30 protein-coding genes are annotated in these 26375 nt (G+C 58.9%); 18 read left to right on the top strand and 12 right to left on the bottom strand.

Translation table 11 applies throughout. The features are described 5' to 3' along the window. Window positions 1-52: 52 nt before the first annotated feature. Window positions 53-901: a hypothetical protein gene (locus tag ACFZPT_RS05880; protein ID WP_034113768.1), complete on the top strand. Its 849-nt coding sequence runs from the start codon at window positions 53-55 to the stop codon at window positions 899-901. Between the two features lie 52 nt (window positions 902-953). On the opposite strand, the gene ACFZPT_RS05875 is transcribed toward ACFZPT_RS05880, so the two are convergent. Next, window positions 954-1871: a LysR family transcriptional regulator gene (locus ACFZPT_RS05875; RefSeq protein ID WP_034113770.1), complete on the bottom strand. Its 918-nt coding sequence runs from the start codon at window positions 1869-1871 to the stop codon at window positions 954-956. A gap of 101 nt (window positions 1872-1972) precedes the next feature. Between ACFZPT_RS05875 and ACFZPT_RS05870 the strand changes: the two genes are divergently transcribed. The 3 genes from ACFZPT_RS05870 (at window position 1973) to rarD (ending at window position 4791) form a co-directional block, all read left to right on the top strand. Further along, the gene (locus ACFZPT_RS05870) at window positions 1973-2677 is read left to right on the top strand and encodes an SDR family oxidoreductase (protein ID WP_034113772.1); all 705 of its coding nucleotides are present in this window, start codon (window positions 1973-1975) and stop codon (window positions 2675-2677) included. Window positions 2678-2778: 101 nt separating this feature from the next. Continuing rightward, window positions 2779-3786, top strand: a complete 1008-nt coding sequence (locus tag ACFZPT_RS05865) for an aldo/keto reductase (RefSeq protein WP_034113774.1) — start codon at window positions 2779-2781, stop codon at window positions 3784-3786. Between the two features lie 123 nt (window positions 3787-3909). Continuing rightward, window positions 3910-4791 (top strand): EamA family transporter RarD, encoded by an 882-nt coding sequence (gene rarD, locus ACFZPT_RS05860; RefSeq protein WP_034097981.1) that lies wholly within the window; start codon window positions 3910-3912, stop codon window positions 4789-4791. 63 nt (window positions 4792-4854) lie between these two features. On the opposite strand, the gene hppD is transcribed toward rarD, so the two are convergent. Next, window positions 4855-5931: a 4-hydroxyphenylpyruvate dioxygenase gene (hppD, locus tag ACFZPT_RS05855; protein ID WP_034097982.1), complete on the bottom strand. Its 1077-nt coding sequence runs from the start codon at window positions 5929-5931 to the stop codon at window positions 4855-4857. A gap of 448 nt (window positions 5932-6379) precedes the next feature. Here hppD and ACFZPT_RS05850 point away from each other — a divergent pair, with 448 nt between their 5' ends. Then, on the top strand, window positions 6380-7936 hold the full coding sequence (locus ACFZPT_RS05850) for an EAL domain-containing protein (protein WP_034113776.1): 1557 nt from the start codon (window positions 6380-6382) through the stop codon (window positions 7934-7936). Window positions 7937-8126: 190 nt separating this feature from the next. Then, window positions 8127-8489 (top strand): histone-like nucleoid-structuring protein, MvaT/MvaU family, encoded by a 363-nt coding sequence (locus tag ACFZPT_RS05845; protein WP_034097985.1) that lies wholly within the window; start codon window positions 8127-8129, stop codon window positions 8487-8489. Window positions 8490-8601: 112 nt separating this feature from the next. Here the strand turns inward: ACFZPT_RS05845 and ACFZPT_RS05840 are convergent, their stop codons facing one another. Further along, window positions 8602-9138: a DUF4946 domain-containing protein gene (locus ACFZPT_RS05840; protein WP_034113778.1), complete on the bottom strand. Its 537-nt coding sequence runs from the start codon at window positions 9136-9138 to the stop codon at window positions 8602-8604. A gap of 195 nt (window positions 9139-9333) precedes the next feature. Between ACFZPT_RS05840 and gloA the strand changes: the two genes are divergently transcribed. Continuing rightward, the gene (gene gloA / locus ACFZPT_RS05835) at window positions 9334-9855 is read left to right on the top strand and encodes a lactoylglutathione lyase (RefSeq protein ID WP_034097989.1); all 522 of its coding nucleotides are present in this window, start codon (window positions 9334-9336) and stop codon (window positions 9853-9855) included. Between the two features lie 51 nt (window positions 9856-9906). Here gloA and ahpF read toward each other — a convergent pair whose 3' ends face one another. The 3 genes from ahpF to ACFZPT_RS05820 form a co-directional block, all read right to left on the bottom strand. Beyond that, window positions 9907-11472 (bottom strand): alkyl hydroperoxide reductase subunit F, encoded by a 1566-nt coding sequence (gene ahpF / locus ACFZPT_RS05830; protein ID WP_379555070.1) that lies wholly within the window; start codon window positions 11470-11472, stop codon window positions 9907-9909. Window positions 11473-11604: 132 nt separating this feature from the next. Next, window positions 11605-12168: an alkyl hydroperoxide reductase subunit C gene (gene ahpC, locus ACFZPT_RS05825; RefSeq protein WP_003191303.1), complete on the bottom strand. Its 564-nt coding sequence runs from the start codon at window positions 12166-12168 to the stop codon at window positions 11605-11607. Window positions 12169-12301: 133 nt separating this feature from the next. Beyond that, the gene (locus ACFZPT_RS05820; protein ID WP_034113781.1) at window positions 12302-13234 is read right to left on the bottom strand and encodes a site-specific integrase; all 933 of its coding nucleotides are present in this window, start codon (window positions 13232-13234) and stop codon (window positions 12302-12304) included. 170 nt (window positions 13235-13404) lie between these two features. Here ACFZPT_RS05820 and ACFZPT_RS05815 point away from each other — a divergent pair, with 170 nt between their 5' ends. Next, entirely contained in the window at window positions 13405-14412 is a 1008-nt protein-coding gene (locus tag ACFZPT_RS05815; protein ID WP_034113782.1) for a DNA-binding protein, read from the top strand. Here the strand turns inward: ACFZPT_RS05815 and gorA are convergent, their stop codons facing one another. Beyond that, window positions 14413-15771, bottom strand: a complete 1359-nt coding sequence (gene gorA, locus ACFZPT_RS05810; protein WP_034113784.1) for a glutathione-disulfide reductase — start codon at window positions 15769-15771, stop codon at window positions 14413-14415. A 105-nt stretch (window positions 15772-15876) separates the two neighbouring features. Continuing rightward, window positions 15877-16716 carry a UTP--glucose-1-phosphate uridylyltransferase GalU gene (gene galU, locus ACFZPT_RS05805; protein ID WP_003173830.1) on the bottom strand — a complete coding sequence of 280 codons (840 nt, stop codon included), beginning with the start codon at window positions 16714-16716 and terminating at the stop codon, window positions 15877-15879. A gap of 307 nt (window positions 16717-17023) precedes the next feature. Here galU and ACFZPT_RS05800 point away from each other — a divergent pair, with 307 nt between their 5' ends. Both ACFZPT_RS05800 and ACFZPT_RS05795 read left to right on the top strand, forming a co-directional pair. Then, window positions 17024-17209 (top strand): hypothetical protein, encoded by a 186-nt coding sequence (locus tag ACFZPT_RS05800; RefSeq protein WP_016969599.1) that lies wholly within the window; start codon window positions 17024-17026, stop codon window positions 17207-17209. Window positions 17210-17352: 143 nt separating this feature from the next. Beyond that, window positions 17353-17634, top strand: a complete 282-nt coding sequence (locus ACFZPT_RS05795; RefSeq protein WP_034098001.1) for a hypothetical protein — start codon at window positions 17353-17355, stop codon at window positions 17632-17634. A gap of 10 nt (window positions 17635-17644) precedes the next feature. Here the strand turns inward: ACFZPT_RS05795 and ACFZPT_RS05790 are convergent, their stop codons facing one another. From ACFZPT_RS05790 to ACFZPT_RS05775, 4 genes are all read right to left on the bottom strand, one after another. Then, window positions 17645-17875, bottom strand: a complete 231-nt coding sequence (locus ACFZPT_RS05790) for a hypothetical protein (RefSeq protein ID WP_034098003.1) — start codon at window positions 17873-17875, stop codon at window positions 17645-17647. Between the two features lie 76 nt (window positions 17876-17951). Beyond that, a complete protein-coding gene (locus ACFZPT_RS05785; RefSeq protein ID WP_034113786.1) occupies window positions 17952-18875 on the bottom strand; it encodes a c-type cytochrome in 924 nt (307 codons plus the stop codon). Continuing rightward, on the bottom strand, window positions 18872-19519 hold the full coding sequence (locus ACFZPT_RS05780) for a c-type cytochrome (protein ID WP_034113787.1): 648 nt from the start codon (window positions 19517-19519) through the stop codon (window positions 18872-18874). Before ACFZPT_RS05780 ends, ACFZPT_RS05785 begins: the two co-directional genes overlap by 4 nt. Before the next feature lie 173 nt (window positions 19520-19692). Then, the gene (locus ACFZPT_RS05775; RefSeq protein ID WP_034098008.1) at window positions 19693-20043 is read right to left on the bottom strand and encodes a hypothetical protein; all 351 of its coding nucleotides are present in this window, start codon (window positions 20041-20043) and stop codon (window positions 19693-19695) included. 213 nt (window positions 20044-20256) lie between these two features. Between ACFZPT_RS05775 and ACFZPT_RS05770 the strand changes: the two genes are divergently transcribed. The 8 genes from ACFZPT_RS05770 (at window position 20257) to modC (ending at window position 26334) form a co-directional block, all read left to right on the top strand. Continuing rightward, window positions 20257-20559, top strand: coding sequence for a DUF1883 domain-containing protein (locus ACFZPT_RS05770; protein ID WP_003191319.1), 303 nt, complete (start codon window positions 20257-20259; stop codon window positions 20557-20559). Window positions 20560-20583: 24 nt separating this feature from the next. Beyond that, window positions 20584-20751 (top strand): hypothetical protein, encoded by a 168-nt coding sequence (locus tag ACFZPT_RS05765; protein ID WP_098100993.1) that lies wholly within the window; start codon window positions 20584-20586, stop codon window positions 20749-20751. Window positions 20752-20755: 4 nt separating this feature from the next. After that, a complete protein-coding gene (gene alkB, locus ACFZPT_RS05760; RefSeq protein WP_034113788.1) occupies window positions 20756-21421 on the top strand; it encodes a DNA oxidative demethylase AlkB in 666 nt (221 codons plus the stop codon). 75 nt (window positions 21422-21496) lie between these two features. Further along, window positions 21497-22549, top strand: a complete 1053-nt coding sequence (gene ada, locus ACFZPT_RS05755; RefSeq protein ID WP_034113789.1) for a bifunctional DNA-binding transcriptional regulator/O6-methylguanine-DNA methyltransferase Ada — start codon at window positions 21497-21499, stop codon at window positions 22547-22549. A 109-nt stretch (window positions 22550-22658) separates the two neighbouring features. Continuing rightward, window positions 22659-23717 carry a nitronate monooxygenase family protein gene (locus ACFZPT_RS05750; RefSeq protein ID WP_034113790.1) on the top strand — a complete coding sequence of 353 codons (1059 nt, stop codon included), beginning with the start codon at window positions 22659-22661 and terminating at the stop codon, window positions 23715-23717. Window positions 23718-23815: 98 nt separating this feature from the next. Continuing rightward, entirely contained in the window at window positions 23816-24568 is a 753-nt protein-coding gene (modA, locus tag ACFZPT_RS05745; RefSeq protein ID WP_034113791.1) for a molybdate ABC transporter substrate-binding protein, read from the top strand. After that, window positions 24569-25249, top strand: coding sequence for a molybdate ABC transporter permease subunit (gene modB, locus ACFZPT_RS05740; protein WP_034098015.1), 681 nt, complete (start codon window positions 24569-24571; stop codon window positions 25247-25249). 5 nt (window positions 25250-25254) lie between these two features. After that, a complete protein-coding gene (gene modC / locus ACFZPT_RS05735; protein ID WP_034098016.1) occupies window positions 25255-26334 on the top strand; it encodes a molybdenum ABC transporter ATP-binding protein in 1080 nt (359 codons plus the stop codon). The last annotated feature ends 41 nt before the right edge of the window (window positions 26335-26375 follow it).

The following is a 26375-nucleotide window of genomic DNA, read 5'->3' as shown; positions in this document are numbered from 1 at the left end:
TTTTATTTGTTCTCATACTCCAGGCGCCACCCACTTGGATGAGGACTGCGTCATGGAGATTCTTCAACTGCCCAGAAATTCGCATCTGGCCGAAGGCACGGCCAGCGCGAACATGTCCGGCGTGATCACGCGGGCATTCAAAGCGGACACGGTCAGGCTGGATAAGACAGATGCCCAGTGGGTCATTACTGCACGTCAGAGTGCAGAGGGTTCTCAACCCAGTATCCTGCTAACTTGCTTGTTGCCCTTAAGCCTTCGCGATAATGGCAAGCCCCACACCTACAGCTTCGACGGCACACGTAAGGTAACCACGGCCAGCGCAGCAATATTTACCGCCAACACCACCTTTGCAGCCGTATCAGGTGAAATTACCGTCACCTTGAGGAAAAACCGTATCGTCGCAACGTTCAATTTTACCGCCCAGCCGTATAACCAACCGGAAGCCCAGTTGATGGTCTCCCGGGGCACTTGTGACGTGCACAATGGCACCGGAAAATTTCAGGTTGATCTCAGCGGCGAGATGCTACCTACGCGCTCGTTCAAGGCTGAGAACCTGGCCATCAATACTTTTGAGCACTTGGGTATCGACCCTTATTACAACATCCAGGGGTGGACCCATGTTTTCCCCTATACCGAGCACTTCTTTGCAGTGCAAATTGACACCAAGGTCAGAGAAGGCACATACAAGGTTGTCTTGAGTGATCCACGAATCGGCATTTTGACGAACCTGTTTGCCTATCAGCATCTGTATGCAACCAGCGGTCAACTCACCATCAAAAAAATGCCACATGCCGGACACGCGATCGCGTACTTCAAGGTTGAATTCAATCACCCCCACCTGCCGGTTTATTCAGCCAAAGGCCAACTGAATATTCAGGACTACGGCCAAGCCCCAGGCTGAGCGGTTCACCGACTGACGAGGATGTTTGAATAAGGATGTGGCCTGGACGTCCTTATTGATCATTTCGTACGTCGTTCAACAGCGCATGGCAGCGTTGCTGCAAAAATGCCTGGAACACTTTGACTCTTTCCGACACCTGCGCGCGATGGGGACACATCAGGTTCAGCGGCGCTGGCTCACCTTGCCAGCCCTCGAACAACGGCACCAAACGGCCGGCCCTTATGTCCCTTACTACATCCAGCCCAGCTTTATAGGTCACCCCATGCCCCGCCAGCGCCCACCGCCGCGCCACTTCACCGTCGTCGCACAAATAATCGCTATGCACGGGCACTTCCTGCACCACATCGCCTTTGCGAAAGCTCCATGTGTTATTAGGGCGGCCATGGCGCATGTAAATCAGCGCGCTGTGCTGCGCCAGATCGGCAGGCTCACGAGGGGTCCCCTGTCGGGCCAAGTACGCAGGGCTGGCGCAGGCCACGCGGTGGTGGTGCGCTACGATCGGTAAAGCCACCAGACTGGAATCATTTGGTACGCCAAAGCGCAGGGCAATATCCACGGTCTCGCGGAACAGGTCGGCGTTCTTATCGTTAAGCAGTAACTGCAGGCGGATATGGGGGTGCTGTTGCTTGAAGTCATCCAACCATTCCAGCAAAACCGTGCGCCCAAAATCCGAGGGAGCGGCCAGTTGCAGTACACCGTTCAAGCCTTCGCCGTGCCGCTTCAGCCCTTGTTCCCCTTCAGACAAAGCGGCGAGCGCCAGGCGCACGCTGTCCAGGTAACAGCGGCCCTCTTCAGTCAGGCGCATGCTGCGCGTAGAGCGAGCCAGCAGGCGAACGCCAAGGCGTGTTTCCAGACGCTTGAGCGCAATGCTCGCGGCAGCGGGTGTCAGGCCAAGGGAGCGTGCGGCGGCGGATAGGCTCCCGGTATCCGCCGTACGGGCAAAGACTTCAAGGTCGAGAATCGAGCTCACTGATAAAAATCCTTTAATGATCTTGTCGATTTACCGCTATTTTTCCGACATTGCCAAGCTGAGAGGATGAATATCCCTTTTTTTAATGCGAGGCAGTACCCATGACATCTCCCCTCAATGGCAAAACCGTGGTGGTGATTGGCGGCAGCAGCGGCATCGGCGCGGCGGTCGCCGAGCAGGCCAGGTCACGAGGCGCGCAGGTGGTGCTGGCTGGACGACGCCTGTCTTCGGCGCTCCACAACGGCCTGCGCAGCGAACCTGTGGACGTGACGGATAATGCGTCATTGCAACGCCTGTTCGAGAGCGTGGGCCGCTTTGATCATTTGGTTTACACCGCCGGCCCCGCCGTACAGGCGAAAAATCTTCAGGACACCGACCTGCAACTGGCCCAAGACAATTTCAACGTCAAGCTCTGGGGCGCGTTGCGGGCTATCCAACTGGCACTGCCATTCCTCGATGAGCATGGGAGCATCGTCCTTACGTCCGGGCAGTTGGGGCGCAAGTTAGTGCCTGGGCAATTCATCAAAATCGGCATTAACGCTGCGACCGAAGCGCTGGGTAAACAATTAGCCAAGGAGCTGGCACCGCGTCGGGTCAACGTCGTCAGCCCCGGCGTGATCGACACACCGGCGTATGCGGGGTTGTCGGAAGATCAACGCGAGGCCATGTATGCCAAAGTCGGTCACGCTTTGCCGGTCGGACGCGTGGGACAGGCTTACGAAGTAGCAGCCGGGTATGTACTGGCCATGGAAAATGCCTTCATGACCGGCAGCGTGATCGACATCGACGGCGGCGGTTTGCTGTAAGGCGATGGCATAAACCGCATTCATGTCCATAACCGGCTTGTTCGGCGGTGCCGCGATCTGGTATTGCATAGGCTCTATCCCGCGACATTGAGGTGTTCTCTATGCTTTATCGTTCTCTGGGCCACTCCGGTTTGAAGGTCAGCGCCCTCACCCTGGGCACCATGATGTTTGGCGAACAGACCAACACCGAGGACTCGTTGCGCATCATCGACAAGGCCTGGGACCAGGGCATCAACTTTATCGACACCGCGGATGTTTACACCGGCGGGCGCTCTGAAGAGTTGGTGGGTGAAGCCATCGCCCGGCAGCGCCAGGACTGGGTGGTGGCGTCCAAGGTCGGTTTCGGCCCGCCGGATGGGTTGCCCAACCGCAGTGGCCTGAGCCGCAAACGGATTTTCAATGCCCTCGACGCCAGCCTGAGCCGCCTCGACACGGATTACCTGGACATCTACTACCTGCATCGTGAAGACCACCACACACCGCTGGAAGTAACGGTGTCGGCCATCGGTGACCTGATCCGTCAGGGCAAGATCCGTTACTGGGGCCTGTCCAACTACCGTGGCTGGCGCATTGCCGAGGTCATTCGCGTGGCAGAGCGCCTGGGGGTGGACAGACCGGTGATCAGCCAGCCGCTGTATAACATCGTCAACCGTCAGGCCGAGGTCGAGCAGATTACCGCTGCCGCAGCCTATGGCCTCGGTGTGGTGCCCTACAGCCCGCTGGCGCGCGGTGTGCTCAGCGGCAAATACGCGCCGGACGTTACCCCTGAGGCCGGCAGCCGTGCCGCGCGTCAGGACAAGCGCATCCTGGAAACAGAATGGCGCGTGGAGTCGCTGCGCATCGCCCAGCAGATCCAGCAGTACACCCAAGGGCGCGGCGTGGGCATGGTGGAATTCGCCATCGCTTGGGTGCTCAACAACGCCGCGGTGAGTTCAGCTATCGTTGGGCCGCGCACGGAGGCGCAATGGGACGCCTACACCGGCGCGCTGCAGGTGAAGATTACGGCGGAAGATGAGGCGTTCATCGATTCGCTGGTGACGCCGGGGCATTCGTCTACGCCGGGATTCAACGATGTGGGCCATTTCGTGTCGGGGCGGACGCCGCTGTAAGCGCTTTGAAAGTGCAGCGCGGCAAACTTTTGTGCGATTTGCCCCAAAACAGAGCAGCCGTAGCGCGCCGAAAGCACCATAATCCCCTCCTCTTTTGATTGAATCGGTTTTGGCGAGGACAGCGTGTCTAAAGGTGTGGTGTTATCGGTGTCGGCCTCGGTGTTGTTTGCCGTGATGTATTACTTCACGTCCTTGCTCACGCCATTGAGCGGCCTGGAGATTTTCGGCTGGCGCATGTTGTTGACCGTGCCGTGCATGACAGTGTTCATGGTGGTTAGCGGCGAATGGCGGCAAGTACGGGAACTGCTGCGCAGGTTGGCGGCCGAGCCTCGTTTGATCGCTGGCGTGGTGGTGTCGTCGGCCCTGTTGGGGGTGCAATTGTGGCTGTTCATGTGGGCGCCTCTCAATGGCCGCAGCCTGGATGTGTCGGTGGGTTATTTCCTGCTGCCGCTGACCATGGTGCTGACCGGGCGCCTGGTATGGGGCGAACAATTGTCGTATCTGCAAAAGATCGCGGTGTTTTTCGCTGCCCTCGGCGTGCTGAACGAGCTGTACCAGGCCGGTGGTTTCTCCTGGGCGACGTTGGTGGTGATCATCGGTTACCCGCTTTACTTCATTGCGCGCAAATACCTCAAGACCGATCATTTGGGCGGCCTGTGGCTGGACATGGCGCTGATGCTGCCCGTGGCCTGGTGGTTTGTGCAGAGCGGCGAACAGGGCTTTGCAGTGATGGATGCGCAACCGAAACTCTATGCGCTGATTCCGATCCTCGGCCTGATCAGCGCCTCGGCACTGGTGAGCTACATCATCGCCAGTCGTTTGCTGGCTTTCAGCCTGTTCGGCTTGCTCAGTTATGTCGAGCCGGTGCTGTTGCTGGTAGTGGCGCTGCTGCTGGGCGAAGGGATCAAGGCGGGCCAATGGCTGACCTACATTCCGATCTGGATCGCGGTCATGGTGCTGGTGTTTGAAGGGTTCAAGCATTTGGTACGCCAGCGCCAGCCGTAACACGCAGGCGCTAAAAAGCCCGACCAGGGTCAACTCTGGTCGGGCTTTTTTCTACGCGTGGGTTCAGTCGGTGGTCAACACACCGCGCCGAACCTGATCACGCTCGATGGATTCGAACAAGGCTTTGAAGTTGCCTTCGCCGAAACCGTCGTCGCCCTTGCGTTGAATAAACTCGAAGAACACCGGGCCCATCAGGGTTTCCGAGAAGATCTGCAACAGCAGACGCTTGTCGCCCTCGATCGAAGAACCGTCCAACAGGATTCCACGGGCCTGCAACTGGTCCACCGGCTCGCCATGGTTCGGCAAGCGACCTTCGAGCATTTCGTAGTAGGTGTCCGGTGGCGCGGTCATAAAGCGCATACCGATTTTCTTCAACGCATCCCACGTCTTGACCAGGTCATCGGTGAGGAACGCCACATGCTGGATGCCCTCGCCGTTGAACTGCATGAGGAACTCTTCAATCTGCCCGGCGCCCTTGGACGATTCTTCGTTCAGCGGGATGCGGATCATACCGTCCGGAGCGCTCATGGCCTTGGAGGTCAGGCCGGTGTACTCGCCTTTGATGTCGAAGTAACGCGCCTCACGGAAGTTGAACAGCTTCTCGTAGAAGTTGGCCCAGTACACCATGCGCCCGCGGTAGACGTTGTGGGTCAGGTGGTCGATAACCTTGAGACCGGCGCCTTGCGGGTTGCGGTCTACGCCGTCGAGAAAGACGAAGTCGATGTCGTAGATCGAACTGCCTTCACCGAAACGATCGATCAGGTACAGCGGCGCGCCGCCGATGCCTTTGATCGCCGGCAGGTTAAGCTCCATCGGGCCAGTTTCGATATGGATCGGCTGCGCGCCCAGTTCCAGTGCGCGGTTGTAGGCTTTCTGGGAGTCCTTGACGCGGAACGCCATGCCGCACACCGACGGGCCGTGCTCTGCGGCAAAGTAGGAGGCGATACTGTTGGGCTCGTTGTTGAGGATCAGATTGATCTCGCCCTGGCGATACAAGTGCACATTCTTGGAGCGGTGGGTGGCGACTTTGCTGAACCCCATGATCTCGAAGATCGGCTCCAGGGTGCCGGGCGTCGGCGATGCGAATTCGATGAACTCAAAGCCCATCAGGCCCATTGGGTTTGCGTGTTGGTCGGTCATGTTCGGTGCCTCATCCTGCTCTTTGAAATAAAGAGTCTGATTAAAGAAAAATCAATTGCCAGCAAGGATGAGGTGCAGGGGTGGCGCGCAGGACAGGCCTCGCACGCTGCGGGCGAGGAAGTCACCAAAGATGAGGGGGGAGCCGAGTCGCTTCATGGTTACATCAGTCTCTGACGGCTTTAGGCTTGCGTGAGCGCAAGTCATATTCTTGTATGCGTAAATCGATTCTACACAGCGTAACCTGGTTTGTCCGTACTCTTATCAAATCCCCATTGCCCTGGCGCGTGCAAGAGGTTTGTTGCACAGGTAGATACGTCAACCACCTGGCCAATATCGACAACGCACGAAGCCTGGATCACGCGAGCATATTCGAACCCAGCCATCTATCATCGGAGCATTACCGAGCGTTTCGCCGGTCACGCTCTCTGCGCAATAGGCCCCAGAACCCATGCCTCTCAGTGTCCAAGGCCCTCGAAAGCCGATCACCCGTTACTGCATCAGCCTAATATGCGCGCTGCAGCCGATCCTGCTAGGCGTGCTTATTCTGCATTGGCAGGCCGAACGCACCTTGGAGCAAAGTAGTGCGCAGACAGCGCAGGAAGCCGTGCGCCAGTTCGATCTGATGCTCGACAACACCGCCCTCGCCGCCCAATCGCTGCTGCCCCTGGCCGGGCAACCGTGCGACAACGGCACGCAGTTGGCGTTGCGTGAGCAAGTGACACGCCGGCCATTCGTGCGGGCGACCACCTTGTCCTGGCAAAAGAATATCTATTGCACGTCACTGTTCGGCGGTGACCACGTCTCGCCGGTCAATCCAGACGATTACGTAGACGGGCGCCTTTGGTTGATGAATGGCAACCCGGTCACGCCTGACACAGCGCTGCTGGTCTACCGCCTGGTAGACGGCGACAAGGCCGCGTTCGCCTCCATAGACGGGTACCACCTGACCAACGCGCTGCGCCTGATCAGCCGGTATGCGCAATTGATCCTGCAGGTCGGGCCGCACTGGCTCGACGATCAAGGCCGGGTCCACGAGACACTGCCACCGGTATTTGCGGTGGCTCATCACCACCTGGTGTCGAAGCGTTATCACTACAGCGTCGACGCCGGCATGCCAGCGGGTGAAGTGTGGCGATATATGCAAGCTCGCTATCCTGCGCTGTTCAGCCTGGTGGTGTTTTTTGGCATGTTGGCGGGCCTATTCGCCCATTGGCTGCAAAAGCGCTCCTCGGCACCGACCCATGAGCTGCAACGGGCGTTGGGCGCCAATGAGTTCATTCCTTATTTTCAACCCGTGGTGCGCGGCGATACCCGCGAATGGGCCGGCTGTGAAGTGCTGATGCGCTGGCAGCACCCCAAGGAGGGCTTGGTTCGGCCGGATCTGTTCATTCCGCTGGCCGAGGATAGCGGCCTGATCGTGCCCATGACCCGCGCCCTGCTCTGGCAGACCGCCGCTCAATTGGCGCCTCATGCCTCGCGCTTTGCGCCGGGGTTTCATATCGGTGTGAACATTACCGCGCGCCACTGCCAGGATCTGCAACTAGTGGACGACTGCCGTGAATTCCTCGCCGCATTCGTCCCCGGCCAGGTCATTCTGGTGTTGGAGCTGACCGAACGCGAGTTGATCGAGCCCACCGACGTCACGCGACGCCTGTTCGACGCCTTGCATGAGCTTGGGGTGATGATCGCCATTGATGATTTCGGCACCGGCCATTCCAGCCTAGGCTATTTGCGCAACTTCAATGTGGACTACTTAAAGATCGATCAGAGCTTTGTCGCCATGATCGGCGTGGATGCACTCTCCAGCCATATTCTGGACAGCATCATAGAGTTATCTGGCAAGCTCGATTTGGGCATTGTCGCCGAGGGGGTAGAAACAGCGCAGCAGTGCGAATACCTGGCCGCTCGCGGGGTAGACTATCTTCAAGGCTACCTGTTCGGCAGACCCTTACCGTGCGATGAATTCATTAAATCCTTGGCCAGCGATTCAATAGTCATGCATTAGTGATGCGCAAATAATGTTACTGAGACAAAGGACATGATTTACTCGTGACGGATTAACTACTACAATTTTTCTTGCCTGTGCTGAACTCGCAGGATGCTTCTTCTTAGAGTCTTAGAGTCACCTTAAAGCGCTTGGGTTGGAGCTTTTTTCCCAGTTGATATCAGCCAACTACACTATTGGAGTACCGATTTTGTCCAAACTCGCCGAATTTCGCGCAGCAGAAAGAGCCCTTCAAGAGCAACTGGCCCAGCTGGAGTCCTTGAAGAACGACGCTAGCCTGAAGAAAGAAATCGAATTCGAAGAAAAACTCCAAGGGCTGATGAAGACCTACGGCAAGAGCCTGCGCGATATCATCGCGATCCTGGATCCTAGCCTGAGCAAGGCCAGCGCGGTCGCCTCCGCGCCTAAACAGCGCCGCGCACGCGTGGTCAAGGTTTACCAGAACCCGCATACCGGCGAACTGATCGAAACCAAAGGTGGCAACCACCGTGGCCTCAAAGCCTGGAAAGAAGAGCACGGCGCGGAAACCGTTGAATCCTGGCTGCGCAAGTGATCCACACGCACTAATAAAAAGCCCCGCACACGCGGGGCTTTTGTTATTCAAGGGTTCGCAAGCGGACTTAAATAAAAGTTCATTTTGTTCAAAAACGTTCGTCGCACATGCTTTAGAGTTTCAGGCTATCGCGCACCGAACTGACTTCGTTCTTGCTTGTGTCATAGGCTTGGGCTTGGCCGGCGTATGAAAATACATATGCTTTGTCAGTATCGACCGCACCCACCAATGTTTGTGACAACACATGCCGCCCGTTCTCGGTGATCACGCAAGTAGTTTCCAGTGCGTCGAGGCGGCTCAAGGTCGTAGGGTGCATCTTGGTGCACACGCTTTGATAGCCGCCTTTGGCGAAGTCTTTTTGAATAGACTTACGCATCTCCAGCAAAACGCCTTGAAGATTAACTTTATGTCCCGCTTCTATCGGCGTAGCGGTCAGTTCTATGACCATCAAAGTCTGGCCATTCTCGTCATTCTTGATCGCCCGCTGTCGGGACACGGCCTGAGCGCTTACGGTGGCATCGCCATCGGGCGTCACCTCTTCGATTTGCCAGCCGCTGGGCCAATGAACTTCCGGCTCGCCAGCCAACACCCACTGACTGGTCAACAGCACACATACAGCAATCAACAGCGGTTTACGACAGTCAATCATTGCGAAAACACCCCAGGGACCAGCGGCAAAGTGTGAGGCCCGCCACCTACCGGTCGCAAGGCCTACGCGGGCTTTTTCATTTGGCGCGGCGGACGGGCCTTGCGTATCATGGCCCAGCTGCATAAATGCTTGCCGCAAGCCAAGGGAGCACTCCACGCTGGAGTCGCGTTTGCCCCATTTTTTTCTGGAGGGCCCATGAGCCTGCACGAACTGAACACTTTCCCGGGCGTCACCGCCCAGCCTGATACCGCCACCACGAACTTCGTGTTCAACCACACCATGCTGCGGGTCAAGGACATCACCCGCTCGCTGGATTTCTACACCCGCGTCCTGGGGTTCTCCCTGGTTGAAAAGCGCGACTTCCCGGAAGCTGAATTCAGCCTGTACTTCCTGGCGCTGGTGGATAAATCCCAGATCCCGGCCGACGCGGCCGAGCGTACTCAGTGGATGAAGTCGATTCCCGGCATCCTGGAACTGACCCACAACCACGGCACCGAAAACGATGCGGACTTTGCCTACCATAACGGCAACACTGATCCGCGTGGTTTTGGCCATATCTGCATCTCGGTACCGGATATCGTTGCCGCCTGCGAGCGTTTCGAAGCCCTGGGCTGTGACTTCCAGAAACGTCTGACCGATGGCCGCATGAAAAGCCTGGCATTTATCAAAGACCCGGACGGTTACTGGGTCGAGATTATTCAACCCGCACCGATGTAAACGAAAAAACCCCATGATCGCTCATGGGGTTTTGCATTTCCGGGCCTGTATTTATGCTGGCGCGGAGGTGCGGATCAGGTGGTCGAATGCGCTCAAGGAGGCCTTGGCGCCCTCGCCCACGGCGATCACGATCTGCTTATACGGCACAGTAGTGACGTCGCCGGCGGCAAACACGCCAGGCAGTGAGGTCTCGCCACGGGCATCGACGATGATCTCGCCACGCGGCGTCAGCTCCACCGTGCCTTTGAGCCAATCGGTGTTGGGCAGCAGGCCGATCTGTACGAAGATACCTTCCAGGTCGAGAGTCTTGAACTCGCCGCTGTCGCGATCTTTGTACGCCAGGCCGGTGACTTTCTGCCCATCGCCTTTCACTTCGCTGGTCAACGCACTGGTGATCACGTCCACATTCGGCAGGCTGTACAGCTTACGCTGCAGGACTGCATCGGCGCGCAACTTGCTGTCGAATTCCAGCAGCGTAACGTGGCTAACAATACCCGCCAGATCGATGGCCGCTTCGACGCCGGAGTTGCCGCCGCCGATCACTGCCACACGTTTGCCCTTGAACAGCGGGCCGTCGCAGTGTGGGCAGAAACACACGCCCTTGGCCTTGTATTCCTGCTCGCCCGGCACACCCATTTCGCGCCAGCGTGCACCGGTGGCCAGAATCACGGTCTTGGACTTGAGGGTAGCGCCGCTTTCGAAGCGGATCTCGTGCAGTTCGCCGGCATTTTTTGCCGGGATCAGGCTGCTGGCACGCTGCAGGTTCATGATGTCCACGTCGTACTGGCGCACATGGGCTTCCAGAGCACTGGCCAGTTTCGGCCCTTCGGTTTCCTGTACCGAGATAAAGTTTTCGATGGACATGGTGTCCAGCACCTGGCCACCGAAACGCTCGGCGGCAACACCGGTACGAATGCCTTTACGCGCAGCATAGATAGCCGCCGAGGAGCCCGCCGGGCCACCGCCGACCACCAGCACATCAAAGGCGTCTTTAGCGCTGATTTTCTCAGCGGCTTTTTCGGCGCCGCTGGTGTCCAGCTTGGCGAGGGTTTCTTCCAGCCCCATACGGCCCTGGCCAAAGTTGACCCCGTTGAGGTAAACACTGGGCACCGCCATGATCTGGCGCTCATCGACTTCAGCCTGGAACAGCGCACCGTCGATAGCAACGTGGCGGATATTCGGGTTGAGCACTGCCATCAGGTTCAGCGCCTGGACCACATCCGGGCAGTTCTGGCAGGACAGCGAGAAGTACGTCTCGAAGCTGAACTCGCCTTTGAGGGCGCGTATCTGGTCAATCACTTCGACACTGGCCTTCGACGGGTGGCCACCGACTTGCAGCAGGGCCAGCACCAACGAAGTGAATTCATGGCCCATGGGGATACCGGCAAAACGCAGGCTGATCTCGGCACCCGGGCGGTTGATGGAGAACGACGGCTTACGCCCATCGTCACCATCGGTTTTCAGCGTAATCAGCGTGGTAAGGCTGGTTACGTCTTGTAAAAGAGCCAGCATTTCCTGGGATTTCGCACCGTCGTCGAGGGAGGCGACGATCTCGATCGGCTGGGTGACCCGTTCCAGGTATGACTTCAACTGAGCTTTAAGATTGGCGTCCAACATACGGGCGATTTCCTGTTCATTCGGTTTATTACAGTCGAAAAAAAACGCCGGAGCGAATCTCGCCCGGGCGTTTTGAGGGCGGTTGCAGCTTACTTCACAGGTGCGGGAACCCGCCCTAGAGACTTCACAGACTTAGATCTTGCCGACCAGGTCCAGGGACGGAGCCAAGGTGGCCTCGCCTTCTTTCCACTTGGCTGGGCACACTTCACCCGGGTGAGCGGCAACGTACTGAGCGGCCTTGATTTTGCGCAGCAGCTCGGAAGCGTCACGGCCAACACCGCCGTCGTTGAGTTCAACGATTTTGATCTGGCCTTCCGGGTTGATCACGAAAGTGCCACGGTCTGCCAGGCCAGCTTCTTCGATCAGCACGTCGAAGTTGCGGGAGATGGTCAGGGTTGGGTCGCCGATCATGGTGTACTGGATTTTGCCGATGGCTGGCGAAGTGTTGTGCCAGGCTGCGTGGGCAAAGTGGGTGTCGGTGGACACGCTGTAGATCTCGACGCCCAGTTTCTGGAATTCGGCGTAGTTGTCGGCCAGGTCTTCCAGCTCGGTTGGGCAAACGAAGGTGAAGTCGGCTGGGTAGAAGAACACCACAGACCATTTGCCTTTCAGGTCAGCGTCGGTCACATCTACGAAGCTGCCGTTTTTGAACGCAGTGGCTTTAAACGGTTTTACTTGGCTGTTGATGATAGGCATCGTTGACTCTCCGTCAGGGGTTAAGAAGTTGATGAGGTGAATCCTACCCAGTCTCTCGATAGATGGCTCATTGGCAAACCTGATGCTGATGATTGGTTTTCTCTATCAGGTCACCCTATTAATAGAAGAAAACTTAAATCAATGGCTGATTAGCCAGCGTCATACCAAGAAAGGGCGTCGCTTCAACATAGCGCATGGCGGATTTCATGTCGTTCCAGCCGACATAACTCATCAATGACTTCATATCCCAGCCATTGCGATGGGCCCACGTAGCGAAGCCCCGTCGCAGCGAATGGCTGGTGTAGTGCTCGGCCGGGATGCCGGCGCGCTCAAGTGCCTGGCGCAGCAGCGGGATGACGCTGTTGGGATGCAAGCCCTCCTCCCCTACATTGCCCCAGCGGTCGATAGCACGAAACACCGGCCCGCGCACCAACGCCGCCGTACTTAGCCAATCGCCATAGGCCCGCACTGGGCACAGGCGCAGCAGAGCCGGGGTGTGGTAGGTCTTGCCCAGGTTGTCGCGATCACTTTTGCTGCGCGGCACATACAAGCTGATTCCGGCCCCCGGTGTGACCTGCACATGCTCCACTTGCAAGCGGCATAGCTCGTCACTGCGAAAGCCACGCCAGAAGCCCAGCAGGATCAACGCCCTGTCGCGCGTGGCCCGCAGCAGCCGTGCCGTGTCCTGGGACTCGCTCGCCTCCTGCACCTCCTGCTCAAGAAATGCCACCACCTGCTCCAACTGTTGGAGTTGCAGCGGCTCGGCTTGCTTTTCCCGCGCGGGGTGCACCGCACGGATGCCCTTGAGCACCTTACGCACCACCGGCGCCTTGGTCGGATCAGGAAAGCCTTGGCTGGTATGCCACTGCGCCAACGCCGAGAGCCGCAACTTCAAGGTATTGACCGCCAGCACACCCGCGTGCGCGACCAGGTAGCGCGCCACGCTGTCGCTGGTGGCCGGCAGAAAGCCGCCCCAGCTCACTTCAAAATGTTCAATGGCCGCGCGGTAGCTACGGCGCGTGTTATCGCGAGTGGCGGCGTTGAGGTATTGATCCAGATCGCTCATGGAGGGCCTATTCGTACTGGAAACGGGGACATTTGCGCTGGAGACGCGCATGACGCGGGATAATACGCCAATATCCCATCTGTTAAATCCATAATTTTAACGTGAAATAATCCATGTTAGAGTACGTAACTACATACTACGTACCACAGTACTAAATCGACGGAGACCTCATGGCGCGCGGCGGCATCAATAAAGCAGTGGTTCAAACGGCACGCTTGGCGATCATCGCCAGAGGCGAACACCCCAGCATCGATGCAGTACGCATCGAAATGGGCAATACCGGCTCCAAGACCACCATTCACCGCTACTTGAAGGAGTTGGATGAGAGCGAATCACGCGTCACCATCACCGAGGCGCCCATCGACGAAGAGCTGAGCGAGCTGGTCGCGCGGCTGGCCCAGCGCCTCAAAGACAAGGCTCAGGAGCCGATCGACCTGGCCTTGGCGCAATTCGAACAAGAGAAAACCGCCCTGCACGCCCAACTGCAAACCCTGCAGGACGCCCATCAGCAGCTTCAGCAGCAATTCGACATTCAAGCCGCCGCTCTTGCGGAAGAAAGCGCAGCCTTGCAAACCGCCAGCACCAGCCTGCAAACCGAGCAGACCCGCAATGCCGGGCTCAGCCAGGCGTGCAGCGATTACGAGTTGCGCCTCAACGACAAAGATGAGCAGATCCGCTCGCTGGAAGACAAACACACCCACGCGCGGGATGCCCTGGAGCACTACCGCAGCGCCATCAAGGAACAGCGCGAGCAGGAACAGCGGCGTCACGAAAGCCAATTGCAGCAAGTTCAGGCAGAGCTACGCCAGGCCCAGCAAAGCGCCATGGTGCGTCAGGATGAGATCACTCAATTGCATCGGGATAATGAGCGGCTGCTGATCGAACAGCGGGTCACAGCGAAAGAGCTGGCGGCACTGCAGGAAAAATTCCAGAAAGATCAGACCGAGCGCCGCCAGCTCAGCGAACAGCTCAACCGTATCGACGGCGAGCGCACCTTGCTTCAAGAGCGTCTGCGCGTGGCGCTGCTGGACAGTCAGTCGCGACAGGCAGCACTGACTGAATACCAGCAAGCCAATAAAGCCCTGGAACTGGACCTGCTCAAGGCCCAGGCCAGTATCGAAGCCTTGCGTCTGGCCGCCGTCGTTGCAACGGCGCCAGAGGCCAAGCCCTCCGACTGATCAGTCGGCCACTGGCGTGCGCATGGTGACGAATTCTTCCGCCGCCGTAGGATGCACGCCTATGGTTTCGTCAAAATGCCGCTTGGTCGCGCCCGCCTTGAGCGCGATCGCCAGGCCCTGAACGATTTCGCCCGCGTCCGGGCCGACCATATGACAGCCCAACACCTTGTCGGTATCGGCATCTACCACGAGCTTCATCAGGGTCTTTTCCTGGCAGTCGGTCAGGGTCAGTTTCATCGGGCGGAAGCGACTTTCGAAAATCTGAACGTTATGGCCGTTTTTCTTCGCCTCCTCCTCTGTCAAACCTACAGTGCCGATATTCGGCAGGCTGAACACCGCTGTCGGAATCATCGCGTAATCCACTGGGCGATACTGCTCGGGTTTGAATAGGCGACGCGCTACGGCCATGCCTTCAGCCAGGGCAACCGGAGTGAGTTGCACGCGACCAATCACATCGCCGATGGCCAGGATTGAAGGCTCGGTGGTTTCATACTGGTCATTGACCTGCACAAAGCCACGCTCGTCGAGGGCGACCCCGGTGTTTTCCAGGCCCAGGTTGTCCAGCATCGGACGCCGACCGGTCGCATAGAACACGCAGTCCGCTTCCAGCACACCGCCATCCTTGAGCGTGGCCTTCAGGCTGCCATCGGCTTGTTTGTCGATGCGTTCGATATCGGCGTTGAACTGCAGGTCCAAGCCGCGTTTAGTCAACTCCTCCTGCAGATGCTTGCGCACCGAGCCGTCAAAGCCGCGCAAGAACAAATCACCGCGATACAGCAGGCTAGTCTGAGCGCCCAGGCCATGGAAAATCCCGGCAAACTCAACGGCGATATAACCGCCGCCCACCACCAGCACGCGCTTAGGCAACTCCTTGAGGAAAAACGCTTCATTGGAGCCAATGGCATGTTCGCGCCCTGGAATCTCCGGAATCTGCGGCCAGCCGCCCGTGGCGATCAGGATGTGCTTGGCGGTAAAGCGCTCACCATTGATTTCCACCTGATGCGGATCCACCAATCGCGCGTGCCCTTCGTGCAGGGTCACGCCGCTGTTGACCAGCAGGTTGCGATAGATGCCATTGAGACGATTGATCTCGCGATCCTTATTGGCAATCAATGTCGCCCAATCGAAATTCGCCTCGCCCAGGGACCAGCCAAAGCCGCTGGCCTGTTCGAAGTCTTCGGCAAAATGCGCGCCGTACACCAAGAGCTTTTTCGGCACGCAGCCCACGTTCACACAGGTGCCGCCCAGATAGCGGCTTTCCGCGACGGCAACCTTGGCGCCAAACCCTGCGGCAAAACGCGCCGCGCGAACACCGCCGGAACCGGCGCCAATTACATACAGATCAAAATCGTAGGCCATTTCACTCTCCTCGGCAGGACACCAGCATACCGACTTACATGGGGCTGAAAAACGAAAAAGCCACCCGAAGGTGGCTTTCTCTTAAAACCGGCGAACAGGCGTGAATCAGTACGCCTTGCCAGTCTTGTAGAAGTGCTCGTAGCAGAAGTTGGTGGCTTCGATGTAGCCTTCCGCGCCGCCGCAGTCGAAACGCTGGCCCTTGAACTTGTAGGCAATCACGCAGCCGTCTTTAGCTTGCTTCAACAGAGCGTCGGTGATTTGGATCTCACCGCCCTTGCCTGGCTCGGTTTCTTCGATCAACTTGAAGATGTCCGGGGTCAGGATGTAGCGACCGATGATCGCCAGGTTCGATGGAGCATCTTCCGGTGCAGGTTTCTCGACCATGTCGCGTACGCGGATCAGGCCATCACCAATATCATCACCGGCGATCACGCCGTACTTGTTGGTTTCGGTCGGGTTCACTTCCATCACGGCAACGATGGTGCAGCGGTATTTCTGGTACAGCTTGACCATCTGGGTCAGTACGCCGTCGCCTTCCAGGTTTACGCACAGGTCGTCCGCCAGTACCACGGCGAACGGTTCGTCACCGATCAGCGGACGGCCGGTCAGAATCGCGTGGCCGAGGCCTTTCATTTGCGTCTGGCGGGTGTAGGAGAACGAGCACTCGTCAAGCAGCTTACGGATGCCGACCAGGTATTTTTCCTTGTCGGTGCCCTTGATCTGATTTTCCAGCTCGTAGCTGATGTCGAAGTGGTCTTCCAGGGCGCGCTTACCGCGACCGGTCACAATGGAGATTTCATTCAGACCGGCATCCAGAGCTTCTTCCACACCGTACTGAATCAGTGGCTTGTTCACCACCGGCAGCATCTCTTTGGGCATGGCCTTGGTCGCTGGCAAGAAGCGAGTGCCGTAACCGGCTGCTGGGAACAAGCATTTCTTGATCATATGGGTCCTTACAAAGGGCTATGCGTACGGAATTCGGCGCAGTCTAATCAGGCCGCAGCCACCTTACAATGGGTCCTGCTGGCGTTGCGATGTCATCATAGAGAAAAAATCTCAGCGTAAGTTCCACTTATCTTACAAACAGCACTGCCGTTACTTCGGCAAAAATACCCACTGCTTATTGTTTCAATCTGCTGAAGCCTTTTTATCACGCTGGCGCGCTGGAACATTGACTGGATTAACTTGCCCTGAACCCTGACATTTGGCGCTATCATTGCGGCCTTGAACCAGACCACGAGATTGTTAATAGATGTCAGAACCCAAAGGTGTGAACGGCTACCTGATTACCCAGCGCGCGGACGGCTGGCATTTGATCAACTTCCACGGCGACAGCGTCGCTGGCACCTTCGCCACCGAACGTGAGGCGATCGCAGTGGCCGAAGTGTTCGTGGATGAGGCCGGCCACGCTTCGAGCAAGCGCCCTAAAGGTAAGTGAGCGTCAGCTTTCACCTATGAAGCCCCTGAGAATGGGGCTTTTTTGTGTTTGTCTGTACGCAGATGGCAGTTCGCTATAATCTTCGCCAAACGCCCCACGACAGTGTCAGCGCTCCCCTCCTACACCCTTGATGACGAACACCTATGAACAAGATTCTGGCACTTACTGCGGCACTGGCACTCGCCGGCTGCACCACCACCTCGGACGTCTACCTGAAAAACGGCGAACAAGGCCTGACCATTGACTGTTCCGGCGAAGCCAATTCCTGGGCCAGCTGTTACGAAAAGGCCGACGCTTCATGTGCAGGCACCGGCTACCGTATTGTCGGCACCGAAGGCACGCCGTCGCTCAAGGAAAGCGAGAAAACCCTGGGCCAGGACGTTGGCAACTACAAAAGCCGCAGCGTCGTCGTGGTGTGCAAATAAGCGTCGGCGCTTACAGCTGAATGTCGGCGAACTTGATGCCCAGTCCGCGAATGGTCTCGATCAGATCGTCCAGGCGCTGGAACGACTCCACCTCGTCCTGATCGTCCACAAGGAAGAAACTGCGTCCACCGCTTTTTTTGAAGAAAACGATCCACTCGCCGAGGTCGGCAGGATTCTGGATGACATGGGTGGCCGAGATCTGACCCTCGGCATGGCGGGCTCTGACATCTTCACGTTTCATAACTGGCTTCCAGAAAAAGACAAATACCGCGCGAACCCGGGCTCGCACGGCATTTTTGCATTGAATGGTCGACAGTCTAACGGATGCCCTGCCCGATCAGCACGCCCTCTACGGTTTGGCCATACAAATTGACGCCGTCGTTGGCGTGGAACTTCAGTCGGGTCTTCTCCACCGAGCCGTCCACCAGGCGCGGATCCTGCGGCCGTTCGTGGCTGTTGACGTAGGCCGCCACATCCCAGGCCTGCTGGTCGCTCAAACTGCCGCCTTTACCCAGTGGCATATTGTGTTTGATAAACGATGCGGCCGTATTGATGCGGTGCATGCCCGCGCCCCAATTGTAGGAATCCTTACCCCATAGCGGTGGCATCGCGTAGTCGTCGCCTACCTTTTGCCCTTGGCCTTGCGGCCCATGACACACCGCACACTGCTCTCCATAGACCTGTGCGCCCCGAGCCAAGCTGTAACCGTCTGCCGGTTGCGCCACCTCTGGGTACCCGCGCCCCGGCAGCTCGACGCCCAGCGGCGCCTTACTGGCCAGCCAATAGGAGTACACCGATAAAGCGGTGATTTCCGGGCTGTCGGCGGCCGGCGGGGTGCCGCCGTTCATGCTGAATTGGAAACAGCCCTGCAACCGCTCCGCGTAGGTGTTGACCTTGTCGTTCTTCTTTCTATAAGCCGGATACATCGGATAGGCCGCCCACAACGGCGCCGAGTTGGCCAGGCGGCCCTGGTTGAGATGGCAATTGCTGCAATTGAGGCCGTTGCCGACAAACTGCGGGGCCAGACGCTTGGTGTCGACGAACAAGGCATATCCCTGCCTGACCAACTTGCCATAGGCATTGTCGGGCAAGTCTTTTTCCGCCGGTGGCTGGAACACGCTGGCTGGCGATTCGACCGAATGGGGCACTAACTGGGATTGGTCTTCCATGGCGATGGTTGCGGCATGGCTTGGCAGGACCATCAACAGCCCGACAGCGGGAGTGATCAGATGCGCCTTCATGGCTTGACCTCCACGTTCAATGACGCGAAGTACTGAGCGACACCCTGGACTTCCTCGGCGGTCAGTGACTTGGCGATGTGTCCCATCAGATCATTGGCATCGTTGCGGCGAGTGCCGTTCTGCCAGGCGCTCAACTGCGCAGCCAGATAGGTCGCGGGCTGGCCGGCCAGTGGCGGGAACGCGTCACCGATGCCGCTGCCGGCCGGACCGTGACAACTGACGCACGCAGGAATCAGCCGCTCCCACGCGCCTTGCCAGGCAAGTTGCTGCGCGGCTGTGGTCGGCATTTCGCTGCGGTGCAGCGCAGCCGGTGCTGGCGCCGGCATCGCGGCGATGGCTTGGCTCAGTGCGTCCACCTCCGCCGGTGTCAGGGCAATTGCCAGCGGGCGCATCACCGGGTTGCTACGGCTACCGCTTTTGAAATCCTCCAGCTGCTTGCGTACATAGGCTGCCGTCAGCCCCGCCAACCGCGGGAAACCAGCCGCCGCCATGCCTGAACCATCCGCACCATGGCAAGCCACACAGGGCATGGCGCCCGGCTGCGCACCGCCTTCCATAAAAATTTTCTTACCATCCAGCGCCTGGGCGTTATCCATCAGCAAAAGCAGCGCGCTACTTATCAGCACTCGTTGCAGAGCTTTCATCACGACTCCGTTTTTATTGTTATGAGTTGATGCCCTTACGGCATAAACCTTACAAAGCGTAGGGCAATGGCCCTGCTTCCACAATATTAACGCCGAGAATAAAAAAGCCTGACACTGCAGCGGCAGGGCCAGGCTTTTATCGGATTCGAAGTCTGATGATGAGGCTCAAAGGATCAGCCGGAGATGCAGTCCTCACCGGCTTTTTTCACATCGCCCGGACGAATCGGCACATTCGACATGCTCTCGTAGAGCTTGATGCTGCTGCCGCTGGAGCGTTCCTCGATTTCAAAAATCGCCGATGGGTCGGCCGAGAACTTCTGCGGCACGATCACCCTGACGCCTTCCTTGTGCGGCTCGATCTGCGGTGGCCGACGGGTAGTGGAGAGTTTCTGCACAACACATGCGGCGTATTCCTGCGGCTTCTTACCGGAAATCACTGCCAACGTTGGCGGGGTCTGCTTGATGTCTGCAACCGAAGCACATCCACCCAACGCCAAGGCCAGAACCAACACACTCCACTTCATATAAAAACCTCCGATAAAGACCCTACGACAGCGGGGATGGTAAATTTCTCCCGGACACGTAGGATTTATCCCTGATCACACGGTAAATAACTGTTTTAAATTGTCGACGCCGTTGAAGACGGGCCGATAATAAACGCGCTGGGGCTGATAAACTCCATCTTAACCTACGTATCATTCTGATTTTTCAGAAAAAGCCCTTCTGGAGACACTCCCATGAAATTTATCCACCAGCGCGAGCACCTCAACGAGGGAGATATTGTCGTCATCGAATGCTCGCAAACCTGCAATATCCGTCTGATGAGCGACGCGAACTTTCGCAGCTTCAAAAACGGCGGCCGCCACACTTACCATGGCGGTGCGTTCGATAAATTCCCTGCGAAGATCACCGCGCCGAGCACCGGTTTCTGGAACATCACCCTGGATGTGGTCACCCGCCGCGCCATCAGCGTGACCCGCAAACCTGCGCTGTCCCACAAGATTCGTATCGTGCGTCGTACCAGCTCCAAGCTGAGCTGATCCGCCCTTCCACAGGAAATAACCGTGACTGCCACCACCAAATACGTGATCAAGTACAAGCTCAACGGCGAGCGCCGTTTCGAGTTTGCCCACCTGCACAGCAACGACTTGGAAGAAGCCAAGCAAGCCTTGGCGAAAATTCATGAATCCAGTGATGAAATTACCGACATCACTGTGAGCAAGGCACTCTAAGCCCATGCCCGGCCCCACTGCGGACCTGTTCGCCGACCACGCCTTGCAGCAACCCGCAGGGCGTGAGCAGATCGGCGAACAGTCCTACGTGCTAAGAGGCTACGCCCTGCCTTGGATTGATCGTCTTCTACCGGAACTGCGCCGCGTGTTGGCGCAAGCACCGTTTCGCCAAATGGTTACCCCCGGTGGCTTTACCATGTCGGCAGCCTTGAGCAGTTGTGGTGACCTGGGCTGGACCACCGACACCACCGGCTATCGCTACACCCCCTTCGACCCGCGCACCCAACAGCCTTGGCCCGCCTTGCCCGAAGCCTTGCGGGCATTGGCTGTAGAGGCAGCGGCCGAGGCCGGTTTCGCCGCGTTCGCCCCCGACGCCTGCCTGATCAACCGCTACGTGGCCGGGGCCAAGATGTCGCTGCACCAGGACAAAAACGAGCGCGATTACGCAGCGCCCGTGGTGTCAATATCCCTGGGCCTGCCGGCGATCTTCCTGTTCGGTGGCCATGCCCGTGCTGACAAACCGCAGAAAATCTCACTGTTCCATGGCGATGTGGTGGTCTGGGGCGGTGTGGACCGCCTGCGCTTTCATGGGGTGATGCCGATCAAAGACGGGGTGCATCCGGTGATGGGCCCGCAACGCATCAACCTGACGCTACGCACCGCCGGTTGATTTGACCGCAAGCTTCGGAGTGCCAGGCGGTCTCGGCGCGGTTAATCTGCCCGGGAGCCGTCAAGAGTGCCAAGCATGACTATCGAACAAGATCCCCGCTGGGCTGCCATTGTGGCCCGCGACAGCAACGCTGATGGGTGGTTTGTGTATGGCGTTAAGACCACCGGTGTCTATTGCCGCCCCAGCAGCGCTTCGCGGCTGCCGCGCCCGGAGAATATTGAGTTTTTCGACACCCCGGCGCAGGCCGAAGCCGCCGGCTATCGCCCCAGCAAACGCGCGAGCGGCGACCAGACCCAACTGGCCGCCCACCACGCCCAATTGGTGGCCGACGCATGCCGGCATATCGAGCAGGCCGCCACTGCGCCGAGTCTGAATACCCTCGCTGACCGAGCCGGTCTGAGCCCGTTCCATTTCCATCGCGTTTTCAAGGCCGTGACGGGCCTGACGCCCAAGGGCTACGCCAATGCCCATCGGTCCCGCAAAGTGCGCGACGGGCTCAAGGGCCAGCATTCCGTGACGGCTGCGCTGTACGACGCCGGTTTTAATTCCAACAGTCGTTTTTATGAAGCGGCCGATCAGCTGCTTGGCATGAAACCCAGCGACTACAAGGCCGGCGGCGCTCACAACGCTATTTGGTTCGCCGTCGGGCAGTGCTCGCTGGGGGCGATTTTGGTGGCGCAGAGCAGTCGAGGCGTCTGTGCGATCCTGCTGGGTGACGACCCCGAACAACTGTTGCGCGACCTGCAAGACCAATTCCCCAAGGCCGAACTGGTGGGCGCCGATGCGACGTTCGAAAGGTTGGTGGCCCAGGTCGTCGGCTTTGTCGAGGCGCCCGCGCTGGGCCTGGATTTGCCGTTGGACCTGCGTGGCACCGCGTTTCAGGAGCGTGTGTGGCAAGCCTTGCGGGATATCCCAGTGGGCAGCACCGCCAGTTATGCGCAGATCGCCCAGCGCATCGGCGCACCCAAGTCGTTTCGTGCCGTGGCCCAGGCGTGCGGCGCTAACAGCCTTGCGGTGGCAATCCCTTGCCATCGGGTGGTGCGCAGCGATGGCGAGCTGTCCGGCTACCGCTGGGGCGTTGCACGCAAGCAGGCATTGCTTGAGCGCGAACGTAACAGCAAAAGCTGATAGCACTGCACGAAACGTCCACAGCGTCCAGTGAATAAAACAGACTGGCCGCGTGGCATACGCCCTGCTAAAAACAGCGAAACCACTGACCTTCGCTGGAGCCCCATCCATGAGCACCTGGCCTGACACACGGATTCTCGACTTGCTCGGCATCGAGGTACCCATTATCCAGGCGCCCATGGCCGTCGGCACCACGCCCGCCATGGTGATTGCCGCCAACCAGGCAGGCGCGTTGGGCTCGTTGCCCGCCGCCGCGCTGAGTCTCGAGCAACTGCGTGAAAGCCTCAGCGTCATCCGTGCGGCCGGCAACCGGCCGATTAACGTGAACTTCTTCTGCCATCAGCCGCCTGCGCCGGACGAGGCTCGCGACCAACGCTGGAAAGCCCTGCTGCAACCGTTCTACCGCGAACTGGGCGCCGATTTCGAGGCGCCGACGCCGGTGTCCAACCGTGCGCCGTTCAACGACGAGGCGTGTCAGGTGGTAGAGGCGTTCCGCCCCGAGGTCGTCAGTTTCCACTTCGGGCTGCCGGAAAAAGCTTTGTTAGATCGGGTCAAAGCCACTGGGGCCAAAGTGCTGTCGTCGGCCACCACGGTGGAAGAAGCCCTCTGGCTAGAGGCCCACGGTTGCGATGCAATCATCGCCATGGGCATCGAGGCTGGAGGTCACCGGGGCATGTTCCTTAGCGATGACCTCAACACTCAGATCGGCCTGATGGCGCTGGTGCCGCAGATCGTCGACGCCGTCAGCGTGCCGGTGATCGCCGCGGGCGGTATCGGCGACGCGCGGGGCATCGTCGCAGCGTTCGCCCTGGGCGCCTCGGCGGTGCAGGTCGGCACGGCGTACCTGTTTACCCCCGAAGCCAATGTGAGCGCGGCCCATCACTATGGGTTGCGCCACGCCCAGGCCAGTGAAACCGCCTTGACCAACCTGTTCACCGGCCGCCCGGCGCGAGGCATCGTCAATCGAGTCATGCGCGAATTGGGCGCGATGAATCCCGCAGCGCCGGCATTTCCCCGCGCCGGCGGCGCCTTGATGCCGCTCAAAGCAAAGGATGAAGGCGGTTTCAGCAACCTGTGGTCAGGCCAGGCCTTGCGTCTGGGCCGTGACATCGGCACCTATGAACTGACGCGTCAATTGGCCGAGCAGGCGCTGGCCAAACTCACGTAATCCGTTGCGGCAACGTTGCACTGTACCGGCAGTGGCTAACCGCTATATAGTCCCGTACATAGCGATTAACCACGCCGTGCATTCCAAGGAGCTGCTTCATGCTGATTCATGCCTCACGCCTGGCCGTCCTGGCTACCGCCCTCGTGTTCGGCTCGGCCCACGCCGATGAAGTCCAAGTGGCGGTGGCGGCCAATTTCACCGCACCGATCCAGGCGCTGGCCGCCAGCTTCGAACAGGACACCGGCCATAAACTGGTCGCGTCCTACGGCGCCACCGGCCAGTTCTACACCCAGATCAAGAACGGCGCGCCCTTTGAAGTGTTCCTCAGCGCCGACGACAGCACCCCACAGAAACTCGAAAACGAAGGCGATACAGTCAAAGGCTCGCGCTTCACCTACGCCGTGGGCACCTTGGCGCTGTGGTCGCCTCAAGCTGGCTATGTCGATGCCAACGGTGAGGTGTTAAAACGCAATCAGTTCAAGCACTTGTCCATCGCCAACCCCAAAGCGGCGCCCTATGGTCTGGCCGCCACCCAGGTTTTGGCCAAACAGGGCCTGAGCGAACAGGTCAAGGACAAGCTCGTCGAAGGCCAGAACATCACCCAGGCCTATCAGTTCGTTTCCACTGGCAACGCCGAGCTGGGCTTTGTGGCCTTGTCGCAGATCTATAAAGACGGCAAAGTCACCAGCGGTTCGGCGTGGATCGTCCCCGCGGCCTTGCATGACCCGATCAAACAGGACGCGGTGATCCTCAACAAAGGCAAAGACAGCGCCGCTGCCAAAGCGCTGGTCGAATACCTCAAAGGGCCGAAAGCCGCTGCCGTTATCAAATCCTACGGTTACGAGCTGTAAATGCCCCTATCGAGTGCCGATTTTTCTGCGATCTGGTTGACCATCAAACTGGCGTCACTGACCACCGTGATCCTGCTGGTCATCGGCACTCCAATTGCCCTGTGGCTGTCACGTACGCGCTCCTGGTGGCGCGGGCCGGTGGGGGCGATCGTCGCCCTGCCCCTGGTGCTGCCACCGACGGTGATCGGCTTTTACCTGCTACTGAGCATGGGGCCCAACGGTTACTTCGGCCAGTTCACCCAGTGGCTGGGGCTGGGCACCCTGACATTCAGCTTCGCCGGGCTGGTGATTGGCTCGGTGATCTATTCCATGCCGTTTGTGGTGCAGCCGTTGCAAAACGCTTTTTCGGCCATCGGCACGCGGCCTTTGGAAGTCGCTGCGACACTGCGCGCCGGGCCGTGGGACACGTTCTTCAGCGTCATCCTGCCCCTGGCGCGGCCAGGGTTTGTCACCGCTTCCATTCTGGGCTTTGCCCACACCGTGGGTGAATTCGGTGTGGTGCTGATGATCGGCGGCAATATTCCGGACAAGACGCGCGTGGTGTCGGTGCAGATCTACGACCATGTCGAAGCCATGGAATACGCCCAGGCCCATTGGCTGGCCGGCGCCATGGTGGTGTTCGCGTTCTTTGTGTTGCTGGCGCTCTACTCCAGCCGTAAAACCAACATGGGCTGGAACTGATATCGATGATGGAAATACGCCTGCGACTGTCGTACTCCGGCTTTGCTCTCGATGTGGACCTGCACCTGCCCGGGCGCGGCGTCACTGCGCTGTACGGGCATTCCGGCTCGGGCAAGACCACTTGCCTGCGCTGCATCGCCGGGTTGGAGCGGGCCGGCGACGGCTTTGTGCGGATCAACGATGAGGTCTGGCAAGACAGCCGCAGCGGCCTATTCGTACCACCGCACCAGCGCCCGTTGGGGTATGTGTTCCAGGAAGCGAGCCTGTTTGCGCATTTGTCGGTGCGCGCCAACCTGGCCTTCGGCCTCAAGCGCACACCGCGCGCGCAACGGCGGGTGGACATGGCTCAGGCCACCGAACTGCTGGGCATCGGCCACTTGCTCGAACGTCACCCGCAGCACCTGTCCGGCGGCGAGCGCCAGCGCATCGGCATCGCCCGCGCATTGCTTACCAGCCCGCGCTTACTGCTGATGGATGAGCCCCTGGCCGCCCTCGACAGCCAGCGCAAAAGCGAAATCCTGCCGTACCTGGAACGCCTGCACGACGAGTTAGACATCCCGGTGCTGTACGTCAGCCATGCCCAGGATGAGGTGGCGCGCCTGGCCGATCACATCGTGCTGCTCAGCGACGGCAAGGCCTTGGCCAGCGGTCCCATCGGCGACACGCTGGCGCGCCTGGACCTGCCCCTGGCGCGTGGCGACGAAGCCGGTGTGGTGATCGACGGCGTGGTCACTGCCTACGATGCGCACTACCAATTACTCACGTTGCAGTTGCCGGGCAGTGCCTCGACCATGCGCGTGGCCCACGCACCGCTGGGCATCGGCCAGGCCCTGCGGGTCAAGGTGCAGGCTCGTGACGTGAGCCTCAGCCCGCAGGCCGAAGAACACAGCAGCATCCTCAACCGTTTGCCGGTGACCGTCACCGAGGAAATCGCCGCGGACAATAGCGCCCATGTACTGGTGCGCCTGGACGCCGGTGGTACACCGTTACTGGCGCGCATCACACGGTTTTCCCGCGATCAGTTGCAATTGCATCCCGGCCAGCCTCTGTGGGCGCAGATCAAGGCCGTGGCGGTGCTGGCCTAGCAAACCTTTTGGCACGACCGCACACAGCTGCGGTCCATCAG

The organism is Pseudomonas sp. MD330_10, from assembly GCF_042610415.1.
Taxonomy (GTDB): Bacteria; Pseudomonadota; Gammaproteobacteria; order Pseudomonadales; family Pseudomonadaceae; genus Aquipseudomonas; species Aquipseudomonas rhodesiae.
This window is presented reverse-complemented; position numbering and strand designations above follow the sequence as displayed.

What these genes read in the sequence shown, in the direction of transcription:
- modC (WP_034098016.1), top strand. Translation starts at nt 25,255, where the DNA reads ATGATGGAAATACGCCTGCGACTGTCGTACTCCGGCTTTGCTCTCGAT.
- modB (WP_034098015.1), top strand. Translation starts at nt 24,569, where the DNA reads ATGCCCCTATCGAGTGCCGATTTTTCTGCGATCTGGTTGACCATCAAA.
- ACFZPT_RS05815 (WP_034113782.1), top strand. Translation starts at nt 13,405, where the DNA reads ATGGCGCGCGGCGGCATCAATAAAGCAGTGGTTCAAACGGCACGCTTG.
- ahpC (WP_003191303.1), bottom strand. Translation starts at nt 12,168, where the DNA reads ATGCCTATCATCAACAGCCAAGTAAAACCGTTTAAAGCCACTGCGTTC.
- alkB (WP_034113788.1), top strand. Translation starts at nt 20,756, where the DNA reads ATGCCCGGCCCCACTGCGGACCTGTTCGCCGACCACGCCTTGCAGCAA.
- ACFZPT_RS05770 (WP_003191319.1), top strand. Translation starts at nt 20,257, where the DNA reads ATGAAATTTATCCACCAGCGCGAGCACCTCAACGAGGGAGATATTGTC.
- ACFZPT_RS05865 (WP_034113774.1), top strand. Translation starts at nt 2,779, where the DNA reads ATGCTTTATCGTTCTCTGGGCCACTCCGGTTTGAAGGTCAGCGCCCTC.
- ACFZPT_RS05820 (WP_034113781.1), bottom strand. Translation starts at nt 13,234, where the DNA reads ATGAGCGATCTGGATCAATACCTCAACGCCGCCACTCGCGATAACACG.
- ACFZPT_RS05790 (WP_034098003.1), bottom strand. Translation starts at nt 17,875, where the DNA reads ATGAAACGTGAAGATGTCAGAGCCCGCCATGCCGAGGGTCAGATCTCG.
- ACFZPT_RS05870 (WP_034113772.1), top strand. Translation starts at nt 1,973, where the DNA reads ATGACATCTCCCCTCAATGGCAAAACCGTGGTGGTGATTGGCGGCAGC.
- ACFZPT_RS05840 (WP_034113778.1), bottom strand. Translation starts at nt 9,138, where the DNA reads ATGATTGACTGTCGTAAACCGCTGTTGATTGCTGTATGTGTGCTGTTG.
- ada (WP_034113789.1), top strand. Translation starts at nt 21,497, where the DNA reads ATGACTATCGAACAAGATCCCCGCTGGGCTGCCATTGTGGCCCGCGAC.
- gorA (WP_034113784.1), bottom strand. Translation starts at nt 15,771, where the DNA reads ATGGCCTACGATTTTGATCTGTATGTAATTGGCGCCGGTTCCGGCGGT.
- modA (WP_034113791.1), top strand. Translation starts at nt 23,816, where the DNA reads ATGCTGATTCATGCCTCACGCCTGGCCGTCCTGGCTACCGCCCTCGTG.
- ACFZPT_RS05880 (WP_034113768.1), top strand. Translation starts at nt 53, where the DNA reads ATGGAGATTCTTCAACTGCCCAGAAATTCGCATCTGGCCGAAGGCACG.
- ACFZPT_RS05780 (WP_034113787.1), bottom strand. Translation starts at nt 19,519, where the DNA reads ATGAAAGCTCTGCAACGAGTGCTGATAAGTAGCGCGCTGCTTTTGCTG.
- ACFZPT_RS05750 (WP_034113790.1), top strand. Translation starts at nt 22,659, where the DNA reads ATGAGCACCTGGCCTGACACACGGATTCTCGACTTGCTCGGCATCGAG.
- gloA (WP_034097989.1), top strand. Translation starts at nt 9,334, where the DNA reads ATGAGCCTGCACGAACTGAACACTTTCCCGGGCGTCACCGCCCAGCCT.
- ahpF (WP_379555070.1), bottom strand. Translation starts at nt 11,472, where the DNA reads ATGTTGGACGCCAATCTTAAAGCTCAGTTGAAGTCATACCTGGAACGG.
- ACFZPT_RS05795 (WP_034098001.1), top strand. Translation starts at nt 17,353, where the DNA reads ATGAACAAGATTCTGGCACTTACTGCGGCACTGGCACTCGCCGGCTGC.
- galU (WP_003173830.1), bottom strand. Translation starts at nt 16,716, where the DNA reads ATGATCAAGAAATGCTTGTTCCCAGCAGCCGGTTACGGCACTCGCTTC.
- ACFZPT_RS05800 (WP_016969599.1), top strand. Translation starts at nt 17,024, where the DNA reads ATGTCAGAACCCAAAGGTGTGAACGGCTACCTGATTACCCAGCGCGCG.
- ACFZPT_RS05785 (WP_034113786.1), bottom strand. Translation starts at nt 18,875, where the DNA reads ATGAAGGCGCATCTGATCACTCCCGCTGTCGGGCTGTTGATGGTCCTG.
- ACFZPT_RS05850 (WP_034113776.1), top strand. Translation starts at nt 6,380, where the DNA reads ATGCCTCTCAGTGTCCAAGGCCCTCGAAAGCCGATCACCCGTTACTGC.
- hppD (WP_034097982.1), bottom strand. Translation starts at nt 5,931, where the DNA reads ATGACCGACCAACACGCAAACCCAATGGGCCTGATGGGCTTTGAGTTC.
- ACFZPT_RS05775 (WP_034098008.1), bottom strand. Translation starts at nt 20,043, where the DNA reads ATGAAGTGGAGTGTGTTGGTTCTGGCCTTGGCGTTGGGTGGATGTGCT.